At 42.6% G+C, this 20,497-nt stretch carries 35 protein-coding genes; 1 reads left to right on the top strand and 34 read right to left on the bottom strand.

The features are described from left to right. Positions 1-263 precede the first annotated feature (263 nt). Positions 264-1,577, top strand: a complete 1,314-nt coding sequence (locus IGJ44_RS01410; RefSeq protein WP_074535394.1) for an MFS transporter — start codon at positions 264-266, stop codon at positions 1,575-1,577. A gap of 57 nt (positions 1,578-1,634) precedes the next feature. Here the strand turns inward: IGJ44_RS01410 and truA are convergent, their stop codons facing one another. From truA to thiD, 34 genes are all read right to left on the bottom strand, one after another. Further along, positions 1,635-2,381, bottom strand: a complete 747-nt coding sequence (gene truA, locus IGJ44_RS01405) for a tRNA pseudouridine(38-40) synthase TruA (protein ID WP_074535395.1) — start codon at positions 2,379-2,381, stop codon at positions 1,635-1,637. Positions 2,382-2,536: 155 nt separating this feature from the next. Continuing rightward, positions 2,537-3,334 (bottom strand): energy-coupling factor transporter transmembrane component T family protein, encoded by a 798-nt coding sequence (locus IGJ44_RS01400; RefSeq protein WP_005227113.1) that lies wholly within the window; start codon positions 3,332-3,334, stop codon positions 2,537-2,539. Continuing rightward, positions 3,324-4,190 (bottom strand): energy-coupling factor ABC transporter ATP-binding protein, encoded by an 867-nt coding sequence (locus IGJ44_RS01395; protein ID WP_008376364.1) that lies wholly within the window; start codon positions 4,188-4,190, stop codon positions 3,324-3,326. Before IGJ44_RS01395 ends, IGJ44_RS01400 begins: the two co-directional genes overlap by 11 nt. After that, positions 4,166-5,002, bottom strand: a complete 837-nt coding sequence (locus IGJ44_RS01390; RefSeq protein WP_005227109.1) for an energy-coupling factor ABC transporter ATP-binding protein — start codon at positions 5,000-5,002, stop codon at positions 4,166-4,168. The genes IGJ44_RS01395 and IGJ44_RS01390 overlap by 25 nt, the downstream gene beginning before the upstream one ends. A 271-nt stretch (positions 5,003-5,273) precedes the next feature. Further along, entirely contained in the window at positions 5,274-5,654 is a 381-nt protein-coding gene (gene rplQ, locus IGJ44_RS01385; protein ID WP_003128038.1) for a 50S ribosomal protein L17, read from the bottom strand. Between the two features lie 70 nt (positions 5,655-5,724). Next, on the bottom strand, positions 5,725-6,663 hold the full coding sequence (locus tag IGJ44_RS01380) for a DNA-directed RNA polymerase subunit alpha (protein WP_008376367.1): 939 nt from the start codon (positions 6,661-6,663) through the stop codon (positions 5,725-5,727). A 79-nt stretch (positions 6,664-6,742) separates the two neighbouring features. Further along, positions 6,743-7,132, bottom strand: a complete 390-nt coding sequence (gene rpsK / locus IGJ44_RS01375; protein WP_005227104.1) for a 30S ribosomal protein S11 — start codon at positions 7,130-7,132, stop codon at positions 6,743-6,745. Positions 7,133-7,159: 27 nt separating this feature from the next. Continuing rightward, a complete protein-coding gene (rpsM, locus tag IGJ44_RS01370; protein ID WP_005227102.1) occupies positions 7,160-7,525 on the bottom strand; it encodes a 30S ribosomal protein S13 in 366 nt (121 codons plus the stop codon). A gap of 17 nt (positions 7,526-7,542) precedes the next feature. Further along, positions 7,543-7,659, bottom strand: a complete 117-nt coding sequence (gene rpmJ / locus IGJ44_RS01365) for a 50S ribosomal protein L36 (RefSeq protein WP_002288710.1) — start codon at positions 7,657-7,659, stop codon at positions 7,543-7,545. A gap of 32 nt (positions 7,660-7,691) precedes the next feature. Then, positions 7,692-7,910 carry a translation initiation factor IF-1 gene (gene infA, locus IGJ44_RS01360; protein WP_002288695.1) on the bottom strand — a complete coding sequence of 73 codons (219 nt, stop codon included), beginning with the start codon at positions 7,908-7,910 and terminating at the stop codon, positions 7,692-7,694. A gap of 188 nt (positions 7,911-8,098) precedes the next feature. Continuing rightward, a complete protein-coding gene (locus IGJ44_RS01355; protein WP_005227100.1) occupies positions 8,099-8,743 on the bottom strand; it encodes an adenylate kinase in 645 nt (214 codons plus the stop codon). Positions 8,744-8,803: 60 nt separating this feature from the next. Then, the gene (gene secY / locus IGJ44_RS01350) at positions 8,804-10,099 is read right to left on the bottom strand and encodes a preprotein translocase subunit SecY (RefSeq protein WP_005227099.1); all 1,296 of its coding nucleotides are present in this window, start codon (positions 10,097-10,099) and stop codon (positions 8,804-8,806) included. Further along, entirely contained in the window at positions 10,099-10,539 is a 441-nt protein-coding gene (rplO, locus tag IGJ44_RS01345) for a 50S ribosomal protein L15 (protein ID WP_003128016.1), read from the bottom strand. Before rplO ends, secY begins: the two co-directional genes overlap by 1 nt. A 40-nt stretch (positions 10,540-10,579) precedes the next feature. Beyond that, entirely contained in the window at positions 10,580-10,759 is a 180-nt protein-coding gene (rpmD, locus tag IGJ44_RS01340; RefSeq protein ID WP_003128015.1) for a 50S ribosomal protein L30, read from the bottom strand. A 13-nt stretch (positions 10,760-10,772) separates the two neighbouring features. Continuing rightward, on the bottom strand, positions 10,773-11,273 hold the full coding sequence (gene rpsE, locus IGJ44_RS01335) for a 30S ribosomal protein S5 (protein ID WP_003128014.1): 501 nt from the start codon (positions 11,271-11,273) through the stop codon (positions 10,773-10,775). 20 nt (positions 11,274-11,293) lie between these two features. Further along, a complete protein-coding gene (gene rplR, locus IGJ44_RS01330) occupies positions 11,294-11,650 on the bottom strand; it encodes a 50S ribosomal protein L18 (RefSeq protein WP_005227097.1) in 357 nt (118 codons plus the stop codon). Between the two features lie 57 nt (positions 11,651-11,707). Continuing rightward, entirely contained in the window at positions 11,708-12,244 is a 537-nt protein-coding gene (gene rplF, locus IGJ44_RS01325; RefSeq protein WP_005227095.1) for a 50S ribosomal protein L6, read from the bottom strand. 31 nt (positions 12,245-12,275) lie between these two features. Then, positions 12,276-12,674: a 30S ribosomal protein S8 gene (gene rpsH, locus IGJ44_RS01320; protein ID WP_005227093.1), complete on the bottom strand. Its 399-nt coding sequence runs from the start codon at positions 12,672-12,674 to the stop codon at positions 12,276-12,278. Between the two features lie 32 nt (positions 12,675-12,706). Further along, entirely contained in the window at positions 12,707-12,892 is a 186-nt protein-coding gene (locus tag IGJ44_RS01315) for a type Z 30S ribosomal protein S14 (protein ID WP_003128010.1), read from the bottom strand. 18 nt (positions 12,893-12,910) lie between these two features. After that, complete coding sequence (gene rplE, locus IGJ44_RS01310) at positions 12,911-13,450, bottom strand: 50S ribosomal protein L5 (protein ID WP_005227088.1); 540 nt, start codon at positions 13,448-13,450, stop codon at positions 12,911-12,913. Positions 13,451-13,477: 27 nt separating this feature from the next. Beyond that, complete coding sequence (gene rplX, locus IGJ44_RS01305) at positions 13,478-13,789, bottom strand: 50S ribosomal protein L24 (RefSeq protein ID WP_003128007.1); 312 nt, start codon at positions 13,787-13,789, stop codon at positions 13,478-13,480. Positions 13,790-13,824: 35 nt separating this feature from the next. Continuing rightward, positions 13,825-14,193: a 50S ribosomal protein L14 gene (gene rplN, locus IGJ44_RS01300; RefSeq protein ID WP_003128006.1), complete on the bottom strand. Its 369-nt coding sequence runs from the start codon at positions 14,191-14,193 to the stop codon at positions 13,825-13,827. A 60-nt stretch (positions 14,194-14,253) separates the two neighbouring features. Beyond that, a complete protein-coding gene (gene rpsQ, locus IGJ44_RS01295) occupies positions 14,254-14,520 on the bottom strand; it encodes a 30S ribosomal protein S17 (RefSeq protein WP_003128005.1) in 267 nt (88 codons plus the stop codon). Between the two features lie 24 nt (positions 14,521-14,544). Next, positions 14,545-14,733, bottom strand: a complete 189-nt coding sequence (gene rpmC, locus IGJ44_RS01290; protein WP_002288664.1) for a 50S ribosomal protein L29 — start codon at positions 14,731-14,733, stop codon at positions 14,545-14,547. Beyond that, the gene (gene rplP / locus IGJ44_RS01285) at positions 14,723-15,157 is read right to left on the bottom strand and encodes a 50S ribosomal protein L16 (RefSeq protein WP_005226918.1); all 435 of its coding nucleotides are present in this window, start codon (positions 15,155-15,157) and stop codon (positions 14,723-14,725) included. Before rplP ends, rpmC begins: the two co-directional genes overlap by 11 nt. Before the next feature lie 2 nt (positions 15,158-15,159). Further along, a complete protein-coding gene (gene rpsC, locus IGJ44_RS01280) occupies positions 15,160-15,816 on the bottom strand; it encodes a 30S ribosomal protein S3 (RefSeq protein WP_005226916.1) in 657 nt (218 codons plus the stop codon). 13 nt (positions 15,817-15,829) lie between these two features. Further along, positions 15,830-16,177, bottom strand: a complete 348-nt coding sequence (gene rplV, locus IGJ44_RS01275; RefSeq protein ID WP_003127973.1) for a 50S ribosomal protein L22 — start codon at positions 16,175-16,177, stop codon at positions 15,830-15,832. A gap of 23 nt (positions 16,178-16,200) precedes the next feature. Next, on the bottom strand, positions 16,201-16,479 hold the full coding sequence (rpsS, locus tag IGJ44_RS01270; RefSeq protein WP_005226914.1) for a 30S ribosomal protein S19: 279 nt from the start codon (positions 16,477-16,479) through the stop codon (positions 16,201-16,203). A 42-nt stretch (positions 16,480-16,521) separates the two neighbouring features. Then, positions 16,522-17,355 carry a 50S ribosomal protein L2 gene (gene rplB / locus IGJ44_RS01265; protein ID WP_005226912.1) on the bottom strand — a complete coding sequence of 278 codons (834 nt, stop codon included), beginning with the start codon at positions 17,353-17,355 and terminating at the stop codon, positions 16,522-16,524. Between the two features lie 39 nt (positions 17,356-17,394). Beyond that, positions 17,395-17,688 (bottom strand): 50S ribosomal protein L23, encoded by a 294-nt coding sequence (locus tag IGJ44_RS01260; RefSeq protein ID WP_005226911.1) that lies wholly within the window; start codon positions 17,686-17,688, stop codon positions 17,395-17,397. After that, positions 17,688-18,311 (bottom strand): 50S ribosomal protein L4, encoded by a 624-nt coding sequence (rplD, locus tag IGJ44_RS01255; protein WP_005226910.1) that lies wholly within the window; start codon positions 18,309-18,311, stop codon positions 17,688-17,690. Before rplD ends, IGJ44_RS01260 begins: the two co-directional genes overlap by 1 nt. A 29-nt stretch (positions 18,312-18,340) precedes the next feature. Then, positions 18,341-18,970, bottom strand: a complete 630-nt coding sequence (gene rplC / locus IGJ44_RS01250; RefSeq protein ID WP_003127967.1) for a 50S ribosomal protein L3 — start codon at positions 18,968-18,970, stop codon at positions 18,341-18,343. Positions 18,971-18,992: 22 nt separating this feature from the next. Beyond that, a complete protein-coding gene (gene rpsJ, locus IGJ44_RS01245; RefSeq protein ID WP_003127966.1) occupies positions 18,993-19,301 on the bottom strand; it encodes a 30S ribosomal protein S10 in 309 nt (102 codons plus the stop codon). A 341-nt stretch (positions 19,302-19,642) separates the two neighbouring features. Continuing rightward, positions 19,643-20,473: a bifunctional hydroxymethylpyrimidine kinase/phosphomethylpyrimidine kinase gene (gene thiD / locus IGJ44_RS01240; RefSeq protein WP_074535396.1), complete on the bottom strand. Its 831-nt coding sequence runs from the start codon at positions 20,471-20,473 to the stop codon at positions 19,643-19,645. Between the last annotated feature and the right edge of the window lie 24 nt (positions 20,474-20,497).

Here is a 20,497-nt window from a genome sequence, read left to right as displayed (position 1 = left end):
CCAATCCCACTTCACGAATGAAGCTCCGCAATTAAATTTTCCTGTTCTAGATTCAAGTTTAGATTCAAACCTATAAAATGTTGAGGAGCAAAATCTGCGGCACCTTATTTACATGCCACTCTTTTAACTGCTAATCACTCGTGACAGTAACCTCTGGTATGCTCCTGGTACATTTAAATTCCACTATAGTGGATTATTTTCTTCTCTTAGTATAAAGCATCCTATACTGATTTTACAACGTAGAACGTGAAAGGATGATTTCGATGAAAGAATATCAACAAAACAACGGCTATCGTGCCTTAGTCAACGCCGCCTTACTCAGCGGTATCGGCATGAGTTTATTTAATATCGTCTTTGTAGTTTATGCCAGTACTTTACCCTTTAATGCCCTTGCTGTTTCCTTAGCCTCCATGGCACTGCTGATCCCTGATCTCTTACGGATCCTGACCGGCTATCTAGCCGATCGTACCAAAAACAAAGTGCAATGGATGATCAGCAGTCGACTATTACAAGGAGTCCTTTTCGTGGCACTCGCTTTTTTGATCCAACTGCCGCCTAGTTTATGGTCTTTCTTCCTTTTGCTAGGCATCAACATTGTATCTGATTGTTTGGGCGCTTATTGTTCTGGGTTACAGCTGCCCTATGTTCGCCGTCTTGTGCCTGCTGATGCCTTAGACAGTGCCATGGGCTTTCAAATGGCGTGTCAAACCACCGTTCAAATCGTCTTTCAAGGCATCGGTGCTTGGGGGATCATTTTACTGAATAATAACTTTGCGGCTTTTGGTTTGATCAATGCCGTGACGTTTTTCTTAGCCGCGATCGTGATCTTCCTGAACCGCTCGCTCTTCTATGCGGTGCCAGGGAAAATCAATCAAGCAGCAACACCACTCTTTCAGAATTTCTCGGATACTTTTAAATTATTGACTGGTACGGCTTTTCTTAAAAAGATGATCCTCTTTGCCTTACTGATCAATACCTTAGCTGCTAGTACGAGCGGTCTACTAAATCTCCAGCTGTTGGATGACCTTGCGCTTTGGTTTGCCACTTATGGCAACACCGTTGCGATGGCAGGCATCGCTACTTCGATCGGTATGGTCGCTGGCGCCTTGTTTGCTGCCGACTGGTTCAAGAATACCGGTCTGGTTCGCTTGATTGCGTATACCTCTTTCGTTTTATGTCTGTTGACCTTGAATTTTCTCTTCCTGCATAACCGTTGGCTCATGATTGCGCTGCTCTTTGCTGAAGGCTATCTGATTGGAAAAATCAATCCTCGTTTTTCGGCACATCTGATTCGTGAGATTGATGAAGAACATCTCGCCATCAGCAGCGGGATCTTTTCCACCATTGTGATGCTAGGGGGACCTGTCGGACAAATGGTCTTTTTAGGCATCGGCAATCGCTATCACGTTGCTTGGAGCTGGCTGCTTTACTTGCTTTTCGCATTTTTGGTAGCCATCGCCGCCTTAGTCGCTGCCGGTACCTTGGAAAAAACACCCACCACTGCTGCGCCTAAAATCGCTGCGGAAAGGACTGAAGATTGGCAAGAAACCACCTCTGTTTTACCTGAGAAAAAATAAAAACACAAGCTTTCGCTATCTCTTGTTGTGTAAGAGCAGCGAAGCTTGTGTTTTTCCTTATCCATAAGCAACATGAACCAAATACAATCCTTCTGGATGAGCCGTGGGACCTGCCGCATTTCGGTCTTTTTGCGCAATGATTGCAGGAATGCTGTCAGGTGCGATCCGTCCATTGCCGATTTTCAGCAATGTGCCCACCATGATCCGGATCATCTTGTACAAAAATCCATCGCCGCGAAAGGTAAAAATCAACTCATCTCCAGCGTCATTGACCGCCATGGACGCCTCATGGATCGTCCGCGTCTTGTCATCGACTGAACTGCCCGTCGCACAAAAACTGGTAAAGTCATGGGTGCCTAAAAAATCTGGCAACGCCCGTTGGATTTTTTCCAAATCTAGCGGATACGGATAATAACTTGCATAATGACGGCGGAAAGGACTGCGGGGCTTCCCAATGTCTACCCGAAACTGGTAGGTTTTTTCAATGACTAAGTAGCGGGCATGGAAGGTATCGTCAACGATCTCCACCGATTTTACCGCAACATCTTCTGGCGTTTGGGTATCTAATCCAAAGCGCATTTTTTCCAGTGGACGCTTTTGAGGGAAATCGAAGTGGATCACTTGCCCTTGCGCATGGACCCCCGCATCGGTGCGGCCAGAGCCATGAATCTGGATCGGTTGCCCATTGTTCATCTTCGTTAATGTCTTTTCAATCTCTTCTTGAACCGTTCGTCCATTGGGTTGACGCTGAAATCCTTGAAAATTCGTACCATCATAAGCGATCGTCGCTTTATAGCGGACCATTGAATCACCTGTTTCTTTCTATTTTTTCAAAAAAAGGCCTATGAGAAAAGTCTGATCGATCGACAGGCCTTTTCGAACCAGCCGCTGGGATTGCCAGCAGTCTCGTTGCTTCGTTAAGAACCTTTCGTGGGTTGACTTCAATCATAGGTCTTCGTTTATCCTCTTAAGAACACTAATGCTACTGTAAAGAGCGCAAAAACGATGACAACCAATGTGTCCCGTTGGTGCCAGTGCAAAATACGATACTTGGTACGCCCTTCGCCGCCTTGATAGCCTCTGGCTTCCATAGCGGTAGCTAGATCTTCCGCACGGTTAAAGCTGCTGACAAATAAAGGAATCAATAAAGGAACGATCGCCTTCATCTTCTGCAACAGTCCCCCTTCGCCGAAATCGACCCCGCGGGCACGCTGAGCATTCATAATTTTTTCTGTTTCATCCATCAAGGTTGGCACAAAGCGCAACGCAATCGACAGCATCAGTGAGATTTCATGGACAGGGAAACGGATCGCTTTTAAAGGACGCAAAATGTATTCGATCGCATCTGAAAGCTCTAATGGGGGCGTCGTTAACGTCAAGAGCGTCGACATGAAAATGATCAAAACAAAACGACAAAAAATAAAGATCCCGTTTTGGACACCAAATTCTGTGATGTTAAAGATCCACCAAGACCAATAGACGTCACCGCCGGTAGTAAACAAAATCTGTAACGCCACGGTAAACAAAATCAGCCAAATCAACGGTCGAACGCCTCGAATAAAGAAGCCAAAATCGATTTTTGAAAAGGAGATACAAAAGAGCGTAAAAGCACCCGCTAATAAATAGCTTTGCCAATTATTCGCCAAAAAGATAATCGCAATAAAATAAAAACTAGCAATCAATTTGACTCGTGGATCTAAACGGTGGATCAAGGAGTCTCCGGGAATAAAACGACCGAAAATCAGTTTATTCATCATGGGCAGTCGCCCCCTTTGCTACTAAAACATCTGCCAGCTCATCAGCTGTTAGTGGTAACTGCTCAAATGCCAGTCCTCTGGCTTGTAGTTGTTCCGCAAATGCGGTTGCTGTCGGTACCCCCAACTGCTTTTCTTGCAGCCAAGCAGTGTCTTGAAACACAACGGACGGCGTGCCGGCTTTGACGAGACGTCCCTTTTCTAACACATAGACATAATCAGCATAGTTCGCCACATCATCCATCAAGTGGGTCACTAAAATGATCGTCATGTTCTTTTCCCGATGCAGGCGATCAAACATTTCCATCATCTCTTTGCGTCCTTGTGGATCTAAGCCAGCTGTCGGCTCATCTAAGACCAAAACTTCTGGTTCCATAGCTAAGACTCCAGCAATCGCTACACGGCGCATTTGGCCCCCTGAAAGGTCAAATGGTGAACGTTCCAGAAAACTTTCATCTAAACCTACCAATTGAATGTATTCTTGGGCTAAACCTTTGGCTTCTTCTTCGGAGATGCCAAAGTTTTTCGGTCCAAAAGCGATATCTCTCGCAACGGTTTCTTCAAATAATTGGGATTCAGGAAATTGAAAAACGATCCCGACTTTTTTACGTAACGGTTTTAGATTTTTGTTGTCTGACTCGGGTTTGATGACTCGCTCACCGATCGTGACCGTTCCAGTCGTTGGTTTTAATAATGCATTCAAGTGCTGCAGCAACGTAGATTTTCCGCTACCCGTATGACCGACTAAGGCGGTATAAGAGCCTTCTTTGATCTCTAAATCGATATCGAACAAAACCCGTTGTTCAAACGGAGAATGCGGTTGGTAGGTGAATCCTACTTGTTCAAAACGGATGTCCATAGCCAATCCACCATCCCTTCTTCAGTTAAGTACGCTTGTGGTACCGTGACGCCCCGCTGTTTTAGTGCCGCTTTTAATTTTTCAGGAAACGGCAGATCTAAGCCTAGCTCAATCAGTTCCGGACCTGCAGAAAAAATCTCTGCTGGTGTCCCTTCGCGGACGAGCTCTCCTTGACGCATCACCAGCACCCGATTGGCGTTAGCTGCTTCATCAATATCATGGGTGATCGATAGCACGGTCAAATTGTTTTTCTCTTTGATTTTTTTGATCGTTGCGATCACTTCTTCACGGCCTTCTGGATCTAGCATACTAGTGGCTTCATCAAGAATGATGATATCCGGGCGCAGTGCAACGACACCGGCAATGGCTACCCGTTGTTTTTGACCACCAGAAAGGCGCGCGGGTTCCCGCGTCGCAAACTCGCTCATCCGTACTTGTTCCAGAGCGTCTTTGACACGAACCAGCATTTCTTCTCGCGGGATTCCTTGATTTTCTAAACCGAAAGCCACATCATCTTCCACCGTCGAACCAACGAATTGATTGTCAGGGTTTTGAAAGACCATACCGACCATTTTTCGAATATTCCAGATATTTTCTTCATTCAAAGGCAATTCGCCGACAGAAACACTGCCTTCTTGCGGCAAGATCAAGCCGTTGATGGTTTTTGCTAAAGTTGATTTTCCAGAGCCGTTATGGCCGATCAACGCCACCCATTCCCCTTTGTTGATGGAAAAGGATACGTTATTTAACGCGGCACGCTCTTCTTCGCTATAACGCACAGTAATAGCATTCAATTCAATGATTGGCTTCATGATAGACTCCTTCATTTGCGATTAATTCTTTCTAACACTACCAAAAAAGCGCACGTTTTTCAATGATTCGCGCACGATTTGTCTCCAGATCTTTTTTTCACTTGCCATCACCTGTCTTGACAGGTAATCGAAAGTAAAAAAAAAGCACTTTATGATGAGTGCGTACACCTCGAAATACATCGAGGTGTAGGCGCTGAGCTAGACTCGGAAAGTTTCTTCCAACATCATAACACTCTTAGTAAACATCTATAAAGTGATGATAAGTGTGATTTTAAACAAGTTCTAGGATAACCATTGGTGCAGCATCTCCGCGTCTTGGTTCTGTTTTCAAGATACGAGTATATCCACCTTGGCGATCTGTGTAACGAGGAGCGATATCATTGAATAATTTTTGTAATGCTGATTCAATAACTACTTCTTCGTTTTCTTCACGTACACTTGCAACTTCATTACGAACGAATGCTGCTGCTTGACGACGTGCATGCAAATCACCACGTTTACCTAAAGTGATCATTTTTTCTGCAGTTGAACGAACTTCTTTCGCACGAGCTTCAGTCGTAACGATACGTTCGTTAATGAATAAATCAGTTGTCAAATCACGCAACATCGCTTTACGTTGGCTAGATGTGCGTCCTAGTTTACGATAACTCACGTGGTTTCCCTCCTTCACTTTCGAATGTTGTATCGGTCAGACGAACCGAACTAACGTAATCGAAAACGGTTTAATCGTCTTTACGTAGTCCTAAACCTAAATCATGTAATTTCACTTTGACCTCTTCAAGAGATTTACGGCCTAAGTTTCTTACTTTGATCATTTCTGGTTCAGATTTGTTTGTCAATTCTTGTACAGTATTGATTCCTGCACGTTTTAGACAGTTGTATGAACGAACAGATAAGTCTAATTCTTCGATCGTCATTTCCAACATTTTTTCTTTTTGTGTTTCTTCTTTTTCAACCATGATTTCAGCGTTTTTCGCTTCATCAGTTAGGTTAACAAAGATGTCTAAATGTTCAGTCATGATTTTCGCAGACAAACTCATTGCTTCCAATGGTTCGATTGAGCCATCAGTCCATATTTCCATCGTTAATTTGTCGAAATCATCTCGACGACCGACACGTGTGTTTTCTACTTGATAGTTGACACGACGTACTGGTGTATAGATTGAATCGACTGGAAGAACGCCGATTGGCATGTCTTCTTTTTTGTTTTCGTCCGCTTGAACGTAGCCGCGGCCAGGTTTCACTGTTAAGCGAGCATGGAACGTAGCACCTTCAGAAACGGTACAGATATACATATCTTTGTTAAGGATTTCTACATCACTATCAACGATGATATCGCCAGCAGTTACTGTAGCAGGTCCTGAAATATCAATTTCAAGGGTCTTTTCTTCATCCCCGTACATTTTCAATGCAAGACCTTTAATATTCAAGATGATTTGAGCAACGTCTTCCCGAACACCCTTAACAGTTGAGAATTCGTGTAAAACTCCATCGATTTGAATATTGGTGATTGCCGCACCAGGTAAAGAAGATAATAAAATACGACGTAGGGAATTTCCTAGTGTAGTTCCGTAGCCTCTTTCAAGAGGTTCCACGATGAACTTGCCATAATCTTTGTCTTCATCAATCTTTGCGATTCTTGGTTTTTCGAATTCAATCATTCTTATCTATTACCCCTTTCAAAACGAAAAGTGTCTTGTTCAATGACGTATTTGTTACACTCAAAATGAGCAGCACTCATTAAACACGACGGCGTTTTGGAGGGCGGCATCCATTATGAGGGACTGGAGTCACGTCACGGATCGCACTCACTTCCAAACCTGCTGCTTGTAATGAACGAATTGCTGCTTCACGTCCAGAACCAGGTCCTTTAACTGTTACTTCAACAGTTCTTAATCCGTGTTCCATTGCTGCTTTGGTAGCTGTTTCTGCTGCCATTTGAGCGGCAAAAGGAGTAGATTTTTTGCTTCCTTTGAAACCTAATGAACCAGCTGATGACCATGCTAATGCATTACCATGAGTATCAGTGATCATTACGATTGTATTATTGAATGTTGAGTGAATATGTGCAATACCCGCTTCAATATTCTTTTTCACACGGCGTTTACGACTCACTTTTTTTGCTGCCATGAAGTTTTAACCTCCTTCACTTAGGAATTATTTTTTCTTGCCTGCGACTGTTTTAGACGGGCCTTTACGAGTACGTGCATTGTTTTTCGTGTTTTGTCCACGAACTGGCAATCCACGGCGATGACGGATTCCACGGTAAGAACCGATTTCCATCAATCGTTTGATGTTTAAGTTCACTTCACGACGAAGGTCACCTTCAACTTTTAATTTATCAACTTCCGCACGGATAGCATCTGTTTGTTCATTCGTTAAATCACGAACGCGAACTTCTTCAGACACGCCAGCGTCAGCTAAAATTTGTTTTGCAGTCGTGTTACCAATACCATAGATATAAGTAAGTGAAACGACCACACGTTTATCACGAGGAATATCTACTCCTGCAATACGAGCCATATTTGTTACACCTCCGATTATCCTTGACGTTGTTTATGTTTTGGATTTGCTGGGCAAATCACCATAACGCGTCCTTTACGACGAATTACTTTACAATGTTCGCACATTGGTTTTACTGATGGTCTTACTTTCATGATAATACCTCCTGTGGTTTTACGGAGTACAATTATTTAAAGCGATAAGTAATGCGGCCACGGTTCAGATCATACGGGGATAATTCCACCGTCACTTTGTCTCCAGGTAAAATACGAATGTAGTGCATCCGGATCTTACCAGAAACGGTCGCTAGAACTTGGTGTCCGTTTTCCAATTCTACTTTAAACATTGCATTCGGCAAAGTTTCGACGACTGTACCTTCGACTTCAATCATATCTTCTTTTGCCACGCACAGTACCTCCTTGTACTTGTGATTTTCACACGATAAAATGGCGGAAACTCGGTTCCCACCTGATATTCTCAAACTATGCTCCTACTTAATAAAAAGTAGAAGTCGGACTGACATATTCTATCATATCCTGTCAAAGATTTCAAGAGAAAGTTTTAAGCTGCAAGTTGGACTCGGGCAATCTATGATTAGTCAATGATCTTTTGAACATCTTCGAATACAGCGTCGATGTCGCGATCCCCATCAATCGATTGCAATAACCCTTTGTCTTTGTAATAAGTCAAAATTGGTTCACTGCTTTTGATATTGACAGCTAGACGATTTTTGACCGTCTCAGGCTTATCATCTTCACGTTGGTAGAAGTCATGACTTCCACAACGATCACATGTTCCTTCCTCTTTTGGAGGATTGAACAATTTATGATAAGTTGCCCCACAATTGCGGCACATGAAGCGGCCGGCTAAACGTTCTACAAGAACTTCTTCAGGAACATGAATATCAATAACGGCATCAAGTTTTTTGTTAAGGTCAGCTAGCATCTCATCTAACGCTTTTGCTTGATCCAATGTACGAGGAAAACCATCTAATAAGAAACCTTTCTCGGTATCAGGTTCAGCTAAACGTTCTTTAACGATCCCATTTGTAACCTCATCAGGAACTAATGCGCCTTGATCCATGTATGATTTTGCTTTAAGGCCTAGTTCTGTTTCGTTCGCCATCGCAGCCCGAAACATATCGCCTGTTGAAATATGAGGAAGACCGTATTCAGCAACGATACGTTCTGCCTGAGTACCTTTTCCAGCACCAGGTAATCCCATTAAAATGAAGTTCATTCTAATTCCTCCTGTAAGTTTTTGAATAGTGTTGAGGAAATCCTCAACACTTCAATAACTTTAATTGATGAAACCAGTATATTTCCGTTTCAGCATAAGCCCTTCTAACTGCTTGGCAGTATCAAGTGCCACACCGATAATGATCAATAGACTCGTTCCACCTAGACCGATCGATTGCGGTAGATTCCAAGCCATCTGAGCGATGATTGGAAGTAAAGCAACCAATCCTAAAAAGATCGATCCAACCGTGCTTAATCGCATCAACAAACGTGATACATATTCTTCGGTTCCTTTACCAGGACGCACACTCGGAATGTAACTTCCTTGTTTTTGCAAGTTTTCCGCTAATTTCTCAGGGTTCACTTGAACAAATGCGTAGAAGAAAGTAAACGCAACGATCAAGACAGTATAGATGATCGCACCCGGTACAGTGTTGTAACTAAAGATCGTTTGCACCACTTCGTACCAAGTTTCTCCTCTATATGAACTACCTAATGCTTGAATGATCGCATTTGGTGTTGTAATAAAAGAACTGGCAAAGATAACTGGGATAACCCCGGCAGCATTTACTTTCAAAGGAAGGTAACTGCTGGTAGGCGCTCCTGCTACCCGTTTTGTATATTGGATCGGAATCTTGCGTTCTGCTTGTTGAACATACGTTACTAAAGTAATGACGATCAACACAGCGATCACAAGTAGCGCCATAAAGATAGCATTTAGCCAGATATCCGATTGATCCACGTTAATGAAGTAATCTTCAATCAATTCTTTGATGCTTGCTGGTAAGCGTGAAATGATCCCTGCAAAGATGATCATTGACACACCGTTTCCGATACCACGCTCGGTGATCTGCTCTCCTAACCAAGTGACTAACATCGTTCCGGCTGTTAAAATCAGACCGATCACGATATAGGTTGCCATATTAGGATTGTTTACAAACCCGAGTTGAGTGTAATAGTTAAATCCAGCCGTTAATGTCATGGATTGGACAAAGCCCAATACCAACGTCAAGTAACGTGTTGCCTGATTTAGTTTCTTACGACCCACTTCACCTTGTTTCGACCATTCAACAAATTTAGGGACGATATCCATCTGCAACAACTGAATAACAATTGAGGCAGTGATGTAAGGCGAAACCCCCATCGAGAAAATCGAAAATTGTTGCATGGCGCCACCACTTACCAAGTTTAACATGTTTAAAAATGGTAGATCCGCGATGGTGTTTAGGCGACTTGCGTCTACGCCTGGCACAGTAATATGTGTTCCCAGACGAAAGACAAACAAGATTAAGACGGTGAACAATATTCTGGATCTAATATCCTTAACCTTAAAGGCATCCTTCAATAGTCTGATCATTAGATCACCTCGATTGATCCACCAGCAGCAACGATTGCTTCTTCAGCTGCTTTTGAGAATTTAGCTGCTTTCACAGTCAATTTCTTCGTTAATTCTCCGTTAGCTAATACTTTGATTCCAGCTTTTTCGTCTTTGACGATTCCAGCTTCGTGTAAAGCAACAGGTGTTACTTCAGCACCGTCTTCAAAGCGGTTCAAGACATCAAGATTGATGACTGCATATTCTTTGCGGTTCACATTTGTAAAGCCACGTTTTGGTAAACGACGGAACAATGGTGTTTGTCCACCTTCGAATCCTAGACGTACTCCGCCGCCTGAACGAGCTTTTTGACCTTTTTGTCCACGTCCAGCTGTTTTACCGTTACCAGATGAAGTTCCTCGACCGACACGGTTACGTACTTGGCGTGAGCCTTCTGATGGTTTTAATTCATGAAGTTTCATAGGTTTGGCACCTCCTTAATCAAACTAGATCTGCTGATCCTTAGACCTCTTCAACGTCCACTAAGTGAGAAACAGTGTTAACCATGCCTTTGATTGCATCATTAGCAGGTTTTACAACTGTTGAATTCAACTTTGTAAGACCTAACGCTTTTACAGTATCACGTTGGTTTTGGGGACGTCCGATAATACTGCGTTTTAAAGTAATTTTCAATTCAGCCATTATAGTGTCCTCCTTAACCGATTAATTCTTCTACTGATTTGCCGCGAAGTGCTGCCACTTCTTCAGCGCGTTTTAATTGTTTTAAACCTTCAACTGTTGCGCGAACAACGTTGATTGGTGTGTTAGAACCTAAAGATTTAGATGTGATATCAGCTACCCCAGCTAATTCCAATACGGCACGAACTGGTCCACCAGCAGCTACCCCAGAACCTTCTACAGCAGGTTTCATAAGGATGCGTCCGCCGCCGAATACACCGATAACTTCGTGAGGGATTGTAGAACCAACCATTGGTACTTCCACCAAGTTTTTCTTCGCGTCTTCGATTGCTTTACGGATTGCTTCTGGTACTTCTTGTGCTTTACCAGTACCGAAACCTACGTGTCCGTTTTTGTCACCGACAACAACTAATGCAGCAAAACGTAGACGACGTCCACCTTTAACAACTTTAGTTACACGGTTGATCGCAACAACGCGGTCTTCTAATTCCAAATGTTTTGGATCAATATAAACCATGAATGGTGTTCCTCCTTCTCTTAAAATTCCAGTCCATTTTCGCGAGCTGCTTCAGCTAAAGCTGCTACACGGCCATGGTAAAGGTATCCACCACGGTCAAAGACTACTACTTTAATACCTTTTGCTGCTGCACGTTCTGCGACTAATTTACCGACAGCTTGTGCTTGTTCAGTTTTTGTTGCACCTGAAACTTCTTTGTCTAAGGCAGAGGCACTTGCTAGCGTCACACCCGCTACGTCATCAATTACTTGTGCGTAGATGTTTTTGTTCGAACGGAACACGTTTAAGCGTGGGCACTCAGCAGTACCAGAGATTTTGTTACGTACACGACGATGTCTTTTCTGACGTGTCTTGTTTTTATCTGGTTTTGTAATCACAATTTGTCACCTCTTTTAATTTTGCTAGCCTAAGCTGCTAGTCGTAAAGAATTACGACTATTTACCAGTTTTACCTTCTTTACGGCGTACAAATTCGCCAACATAACGAATTCCTTTGCCTTTATAAGGTTCTGGAGGACGAACGCCACGGATATTGGCAGCCAATTCGCCAACGACTTCTTTATCTGATCCTTTAACGATCACAGAAGTGTTTGAAGGAACTTCGATTTCGATTCCAGCTGGCGCTTCGATTTCAACTGGATGAGAGTAACCAACGTTCAATACAAGTTTTTTCCCTTGTAATTGAGCACGGTACCCAACCCCGATTAATTCTAACGCTTTTTGGAAACCTTCAGAAACACCAACAACCATGTTGTTGAAGTTTGCACGGGTAGTTCCGTGGATAGTTTTCATTTCTTTACTATCATTTGGACGAGTGAATGTTACTTCGTTTCCTTCGATATTCATTGTGATATCAGAAGAGAAAGTACGTGTTAATTCACCTTTAGGTCCTTTAACTGTAATGTCGTTTCCGTTTTGCTTGATTTCAACACCAGCAGGAAGAACGACGATCTTATTACCGATACGACTCACTTAGAGGCACCTCCTTGTGGAATATTTTAAATTACCATACATAAGCGACTACTTCGCCGCCAACATTTTTTGCTCTAGCTTCTTTGTCAGTGATTACACCGTCAGAAGTTGAGATAATCGCGATTCCTAGACCATTCAATACTTTTGGTACTTCGTCAGCTTTGACATAAGCACGCAAGCCTGGTTTAGAGATACGTTTTAAGTTTGTGATAACACGTTCACCGTTTTTACCGTATTTAAGAAATACGCGGATCACGCCTTGTTTGTCATCTTCAATGTATTCAACATCGCGGACGAAACCTTCACGTTTCAAGATTTCAGCGATATCACGTTTGATTTTTGAAGCAGGTACTTCTAGGCTTTCGTGTTTAACCATGTTTGCGTTACGCACGCGCGTTAGAAAATCTGCAATTGGATCTGTCATGACCATGGGATAATTTACCTCCTTTATGCGAGTATAGTTTACCAGCTAGCTTTCTTCACGCCGGGAATTTGTCCTTTATAGGCAAGTTCGCGGAAGCAAATACGGCAAAGATGAAATTTACGATAAACTGAATGTGGACGTCCGCAACGTTCACAACGAGTGTATTCTTGCGTTGAGAATTTAGCAGGGCGTTTGTTTTTAGCAATCATTGATTTTTTAGCCACGTAGTTCGCCTCCTTTTTTTATTTTTGGAATGGCATGCCTAATTGTGTCAACAATTCACGAGATTCTTCATCTGTGTTTGCTGTTGTTACAATCACGATATCCATACCACGTACTTTGTCGATCAAATCATAATCTACTTCAGGGAAAATCAATTGTTCTTTGATACCTAAAGTGTAGTTTCCGCGTCCGTCGAACGCTTTTTTGCTCACACCGTGGAAGTCACGGACACGTGGCAATGACACACTTACTAGTTTATCTAAGAATTCATACATTCTTTCGCCGCGTAGTGTTACTTTCGCACCGATTGGCATTCCTTCACGTAAACGGAATCCTGCGATAGATTTTTTCGCTTTTGTGATCAATGGTTTTTGACCTGAGATCAATTGTAATTCTTCAACAGCTTTGTCTAAGTTTTTAGCATTAGAAACAGCGTCACCGACACCCATGTTGATAACGATTTTATCAACTTTTGGTGCTTCCATGATTGAGCTGTAGTTAAATTTGTCCATTAATGATGGGACAACTTCTTTTGAATATTTTTCTTTAAGGCGGTTCATCTGTTAGCCCCTCCTTCCTTCATCAGATTATTTATCAAGAACTTCTCCGGTTTTCTTAGAAACGCGGACTTTTTTGCCGTCAACTTCTTTGTAACCGACACGCGTAGCTTCACCGTTCGATGGATCAACCACCATCACGTTAGAAACATGAATTGGTGCTTCCATTTCAACGATTCCGCCTTGAGGAGCAGTTTGAGAAGGTTTTTGGTGTTTTTTGACAACATTGACACCTTCAACAACGACTTTGTCTTTTTTAGGAAACGCTGCTAGCACAACGCCTTCTTTGTTTTTGTCTTTACCAGTGATAACTTTAACTTTATCGCCTTTTTTAACAAACATGTTTGTTTCGCACCTCCTTTAGATAAGAATCACTATTACAATACTTCTGGTGCTAGGGAAACGATCTTCATAAAGTTGCCTTCACGCAATTCGCGGGCAACTGGGCCAAAGATACGAGTTCCACGAGGGCTCTTATCGTCACGGATAATAACCGCAGCATTTTCATCGAATTTGATGTATGAACCGTCTGTACGACGAGCTCCTGATTTAGTACGAACGATAACGGCTTTAACGACGTCACCTTTTTTGACAACCCCACCTGGCGTTGCTTGTTTAACCGTAGCAACAATCACGTCACCAATATTGGCAGTTTTACGACCAGATCCGCCAAGGACTTTGATCGTTAGAATTTCACGGGCACCTGAGTTGTCCGCCACTCTTAATCGGCTTTCTGCTTGGATCACGATGTGTATCCTCCTTTCAGATTTTGCAATTCACAATCTATATAGGAAAATCTCGTGTGATTAGATAATCACTGCCTTTTCAACAATCTCTACTAGACGGAAACGTTTCGTAGCTGATAATGGACGAGTTTCCATAATTTTCACGATATCGCCAACTTTTGCTTCGTTGTTTTCATCGTGTGCTTTGTATTTCTTAGAATAGTTCAGACGTTTGCCGTAGATAGGGTGGTTTTTCTTTGTTTCAACGACAACAGTGATAGTTTTATCCATTTTGTCTGATACCACGCGACCTTGGTAAACTTTGCGTTGATTTCTTTCTTCAGTCATACGCTAAATGGCCTCCTTCCACTATTACTTAGCTTGTTCACGCAATACTGTTTTAATGCGTGCAATCGATTTACGTACTTCTTTGATACGTGCAGTGTTTTCTAATTGACCTGTTGCTAATTGGAATCTAAGATTGAACAATTCTTCTTTCAATTGTTTTTCTTGATCTAGCATTTCGGCAGTGGTTAATTCTCTGATTTCTTTAACCTTCATTCGATTCACCACCCATTTCCTCACGTTTTACGATCTTCGTTTTCACTGGTAATTTGTGAGAAGCAAGACGTAGCGCTTCGCGCGCAACTTCTTCAGGTACACCGGCAATTTCAAACATGATTTTACCACGTTTAACTGGTGATACCCATCCTTCAGGAGCCCCTTTACCAGAACCCATACGTACCCCGATAGCTTTGGCAGTATAAGATTTGTGAGGGAAAATTTTGATCCATACTTTCCCGCCACGTTTCATATAACGAGTCATTGCGATACGGGCAGCTTCGATTTGACGGTTTGTGATCCAGTGTGATTCGACAGCTTGTAAGCCGTATTCACCGAATGCTACTTCTTTTCCGCCTTTCGCTTCGCCACGCATTTTTCCGCGGAACTCACGACGGTGTTTTACACGTTTAGGTACTAACATGTTTATTTCCCTCCTTTCTCAGTGTTCTTTTTAGTTGGAAGAACTTCTCCACGATAAATCCACACTTTAACTCCTAGTTTTCCGTATGTTGTATCTGCTTCTTCCCATGCGTAATCAATGTCCGCACGTAATGTATGAAGTGGAACGGTTCCTTCTGAGTAACCTTCTGAACGAGCGATATCCGCACCATTTAGACGGCCAGAAACTTGTGTTTTGATTCCTTTAGCGCCAGAACGCATTGTGCGTTGGATCGCTTGTTTTTGAGCACGACGGAAAGCAACACGGTTTTCTAATTGACGTGCGATTCCTTCGCCTACTAATTTAGCATCTAAATCTGGTTTTTTGATTTCAACGATGTTGATGTGAACTCGTTTGCCAGTTAGGCTATTTAATTCTTTTCTTAGGTTTTCGACTTCAGATCCGCCTTTACCGATAACCATACCTGGTTTAGCTGTGTGGATTGAAATATTCACGCGGTTTGCTGCACGCTCGATCTCAACTGTAGACACAGCGGCATCAGCAAGTTTAGATGCGATAAATTTACGGATTTTCAAATCTTCATGTAGAAATTCAGCATACTCTTTTTCAGCATACCATTTAGCATCCCAGTCACGGATGATGCCTACACGCATTCCAATTGGATGTACTTTTTGACCCACTGATTGTCCCTCCTTATTTTTCTGATACGACTACAGTAATATGACTTGTACGTTTGTTGATCGGTGAAGCTGAACCTTTCGCACGTGGACGGAAACGTTTCATCGTTGGTCCTTCGTTTACGAATGCTTCAGAAACAATCAAGTTTTCAACATCTAAGTCAAAATTATTTTCTGCATTGGCAATAGCTGACATCAAGACTTTCTCGATGATTCCAGCTGCTTTATTTGGTGTGAACTTTAAGATCGCGATTGCTTCAGCAACGCTTTTCCCTCTGATTAAGTCAATAACTAGACGAGATTTACGAGGAGAAACGCGGACTGTTTTAGCAGTTGCTTTCGCTGATGTGATTTGTTCTGCCATTTTTGGATATCCTCCCCTCAAAATTAGCGTCTTGTTTTCTTATCATCGGCAGCATGTCCGCGATAAGTTCTTGTTGGTGCAAATTCACCTAATTTGTGTCCTACCATGTCTTCTTGGATGTAAACTGGTACATGTTTCCGTCCATCATACACAGCAATTGTAAATCCGATAAAATTAGGGAAAATTGTAGAACGACGTGACCAAGTTTTGATCACTTTTTTCTTTTCAGCGCCTTCTTGTGCTTCGACCTTTTTCATCAAATGGTCATCGACAAAAGGTCCTTTTTTCAAACTACGACCCATGGTGTACCTCCTCTCAAAATGTGCGACACACGGTCAAGTATATTACTTAGTTTTACGACGACGAACGATAAGTTTGTCTGATTTTGCTTTTTTGTTACGTGTTTTGTAACCAAGTGCAGGTTGTCCCCAAGGAGAAACTGGTGCTTTACGTCCGATTGGTGCTTTACCTTCACCACCACCGTGTGGGTGATCATTAGGGTTCATTACGCTACCACGTACAGTTGGGCGTTTGCGCATCCAACGAGAACGACCGGCTTTACCGATGTTGATCAATTCGTGTTGTTCATTACCAACAGAACCGATTGTTGCACGACATGATGCTAAGATCATTCGTACTTCACCAGAGTTCAAGCGGATCAATACGTATTTGCCTTCTTTACCAAGTACTTGAGCACTTGTTCCAGCTGAACGAATCAATTGTCCACCTTTACCAGGTTTCATTTCGATGTTGTGGATAACAGTACCGACTGGAATGTTTTCTAGTGGTAATGCATTCCCTACTTTAATATCTGCATCTGGACCAGAAACGACAGTCATGCCAACTTCTAATCCTTTAGGTGCTAAGATGTATGCTTTTACTCCATCCTCGTAATGTACTAACGCAATGTTAGCAGAACGGTTTGGATCATATTCAATCGTTTTAACCGTAGCAACGACGTTGTCTTTGTTACGTTTGAAATCGATCAAACGGTATTGACGTTTGTGACCGCCACCTTGATGACGAACCGTGATACGTCCGTTGTTGTTACGACCAGCATTGTTTTTCAAAGGAGCTAACAATGTTTTTTCTGGTGTTGAAGTTGTGATTTCAGCGAAATCAGAACTTGTCATATTACGACGGCCGTTCGTGGTAGGTTTGTACTTTTTAATCGCCACGTCTTTTTCCCTCCCATGTAAAGTTTATGCGTGAGTTGCTTATTCAGCAGCTTCGAAAATTTGGATTTCTTTAGAATCTTCAGTTAAAGTCACAACAGCTTTGCGACGTTTTTTTGTATATCCTGCATATTTACCCATGCGTTTGAATTTTGGACGAACGTTGATGATGTTCACGTTTGCCACTTTCACTCCGTCAAAGGCAGCTTCTACAGCTTGTTTTACTAAAGTTTTGTTAGCTTTTGTGTCCACTTCAAAAGTGTATTTCTTGTCATCCATGGCAAGCATTGATTTTTCAGTGATCACTGGGCGTTTAATAACGTCTAGTAAGTTCATTATGCAAGCACCTCCTCGATCTGAGTAAGAGCAGTTTGTGTCACTAACATTTTGTCGTTAGAAACGATGTCTAAAACACTAATGTTATCAGCAGTAACTACAGAAACTTTTGGCAAGTTGCGCGCAGATAAAGCGGCAAAGTCGTTTTCAGATTCTAAAACTACCAATACTTTAGAGTCAATTGTCAAGTTAGCTAAAACTTGTTTGAATTCTTTTGTTTTTGGAGCATCAAAGCTTAATCCTTCTACTGCTACCAAGTTATTTGAAGCAACTTTTTCTGACAATACAGATTTCATTGCTAAGCGACGAACTTTTTTAGGAAGTTTGTAGCTGTATGAACGTGGTGTTGGTCCGAAGACTACGCCACCTCCACGCCATTGTGGTGAACGGATTGAACCTTGACGGGCACGTCCAGTTCCTTTTTGGCGCCATGGTTTACGGCCACCGCCACGAACGGCACTGCGGTTTTTCACAGCGTGTGTTCCTTGTCTTAATGAAGCGCGTTGCATGATGATTGCATCATAGACAACTGATTCATTTGGTTCGATTCCGAAGATTTCTTCGTTCAATGTAATTTCGCCATTTTGGCTTCCATCTTGTTTGAATAATGCTACATTCGGCATTCCTTAGTTCCTCCTTTCTTCCTATCTACTTATTTAGCTTTCACAGCTGATTTGATTGTAATCAATGATTTTTTCGCGCCAGGTACATTACCTTTGATCAAGATAACGTTGCGTTCTGCGTCTACGCGTACGATTTCCAAGTTTTGGATCGTGATGCGATTTCCGCCCATACGTCCAGCAAGACGTTTGTTTTTGAATACACGGTTAGGTGCAACTGGACCCATTGATCCAGGACGACGGTGGTAACGAGAACCGTGAGCCATTGGTCCGCGGCTTTGTCCGTGACGTTTGATAACGCCTTGGAATCCTTTACCTTTCGAAGTGCCGGTTACATCGATGATGTCTCCTGCTTCAAAAATATCAACTTTGATTTCTGATCCTACTTCTAAGCCCTCTAGCTCTACATTCTTGAATTCGCGAATGAAGCGCTTAGGAGCCGTGTTTGCTTTTGCAACATGACCTTTCGCAGGTTTGTTAGACAAAACTTCACGCATATCTTGGTAGCCGACTTGAATTGCTTCGTAGCCGTCATTTTCGATTGTTTTCACTTGTAGCACTACGTTTGGTGTAGCTTCTACTACAGTTACTGGAATCAATTCGCCAGATTCAGTGAAGATTTGAGTCATTCCCACTTTTTTCCCTAAGATTCCTTTGGTCATGATTACACCTCCATCTTAATTATTATAGTTTGATTTCGATATTAACACCGCTTGGCAAGTCTAGCTTCATTAAAGCATCAACAGTTTTTGGTGTTGGATTCACAATGTCGATTAGACGTTTGTGTGTACGCATTTCGAATTGTTCGCGTGAATCTTTGTATTTGTGCGTCGCACGGATGATCGTGTACAAGCTGCGTTCCGTTGGTAATGGAATTGGACCAGATACGCCAGCTCCAGTTCTCTTTGCAGTTTCTACGATTTTATCCGCTGATTGATCTAAAATACGATGTTCATACGCTTTTAAACGGATACGAATTTTTTGTTTTGCCATTGTTTTCCCTCCTTCGCCTATTTTGAAAAGTAGACATAGCTCCACGAAAATTTTCCGTCACGCTCGTCCATGGCAAAGCGTCCGGGCGTGTCGCAACCTCTCGTTTCGTAGCCGGCAGAAAATTTCTTTGCTGCCAGTGTGACTTACGTATTTACGTAAACAGCACCTTTATGATTATATTACGGATAAACATTGATTGCAAGCTTTTTTTATGGAAAAACCGGGATTCTTTTGCATTTCTTTCAGAAAATTTTCTTTTGGTTTCGTAACACAAAAAAAGAAGCGTTGACCGCTTCTTTTAAGCACTTCTTCATTTCCTATTTATTATAGAAGAAAACCTGCTATTGCGGCGCTTCCTCCTGCATACGGTCTCGGGCGTGGGTATAGGCACCATGCCACACATGACCCACATAAGGATTGATCACCACTCCTTCTTTGATTGCCGCTGTGACAAAGGCTTTCGCTAACCGAACGCTTTCCACGACGGGTTTGCCTTTTGCAAGACCCGCAGCGATCGCAGCTGAAAAGGTGCAGCCTGCCCCGTGATTGAAATCGGTAGCGATTTTTTCACTTTCTAACAAGAGGAAGGATTGCCCATCATAAACGAGGTCAACGGCTTTTGCTCCTGGCAAGCGATGCCCCCCTTTGATCACGACGTATTTAGCACCTAATTCATGGATTTTTTCAGCAGCTTGCTTCATGGCCTCCACACTCGTCAAATCACCCAAACCTGAAAGAATCCCCGCTTCTACTAAATTAGGGGTGACAACATCTGCTAACGGCAACAAATGCGTGATGATGGCATCGACGCTTTTTGGCTGTAAGATTTCTGCAGTCCCTTTGCAAGCAATGACAGGATCGATCACCACATTTTTGACTTGCTGCTGTTGGATCATCTGCGCAGCTTGGACAATATTGTCTTCATTGCCTAACATGCCCGTTTTTAGAGCATCCATCGGATCACCTGCAAAAGCAGCGATCAATTGTTTTTCGACAAGCGCTGTTTCCATCGCCGTTACTTCATGGCTCCAACCTGCTTGCGGGTCCATCGTGACGATCGAAGCGATCGTGGCAAAACCAAAGACACCATATTCCTGAAATGTTTTTAAATCTGCTTCGATACCGGCACCTCCGGTTGAATCCGACCCAGCAATTGATAGGACTTTTTCCATCTTCCTCATCTCCTTGTGCTTTTT

It is taken from the genome of Enterococcus sp. DIV1368d (assembly GCF_050542975.1).
Lineage (GTDB): Bacteria > Bacillota > Bacilli > Lactobacillales > Enterococcaceae > Enterococcus_D > Enterococcus_D casseliflavus.
Note: the sequence above shows the minus strand (reverse complement) of the source record. Positions and strands in the feature narration are given on the sequence as shown.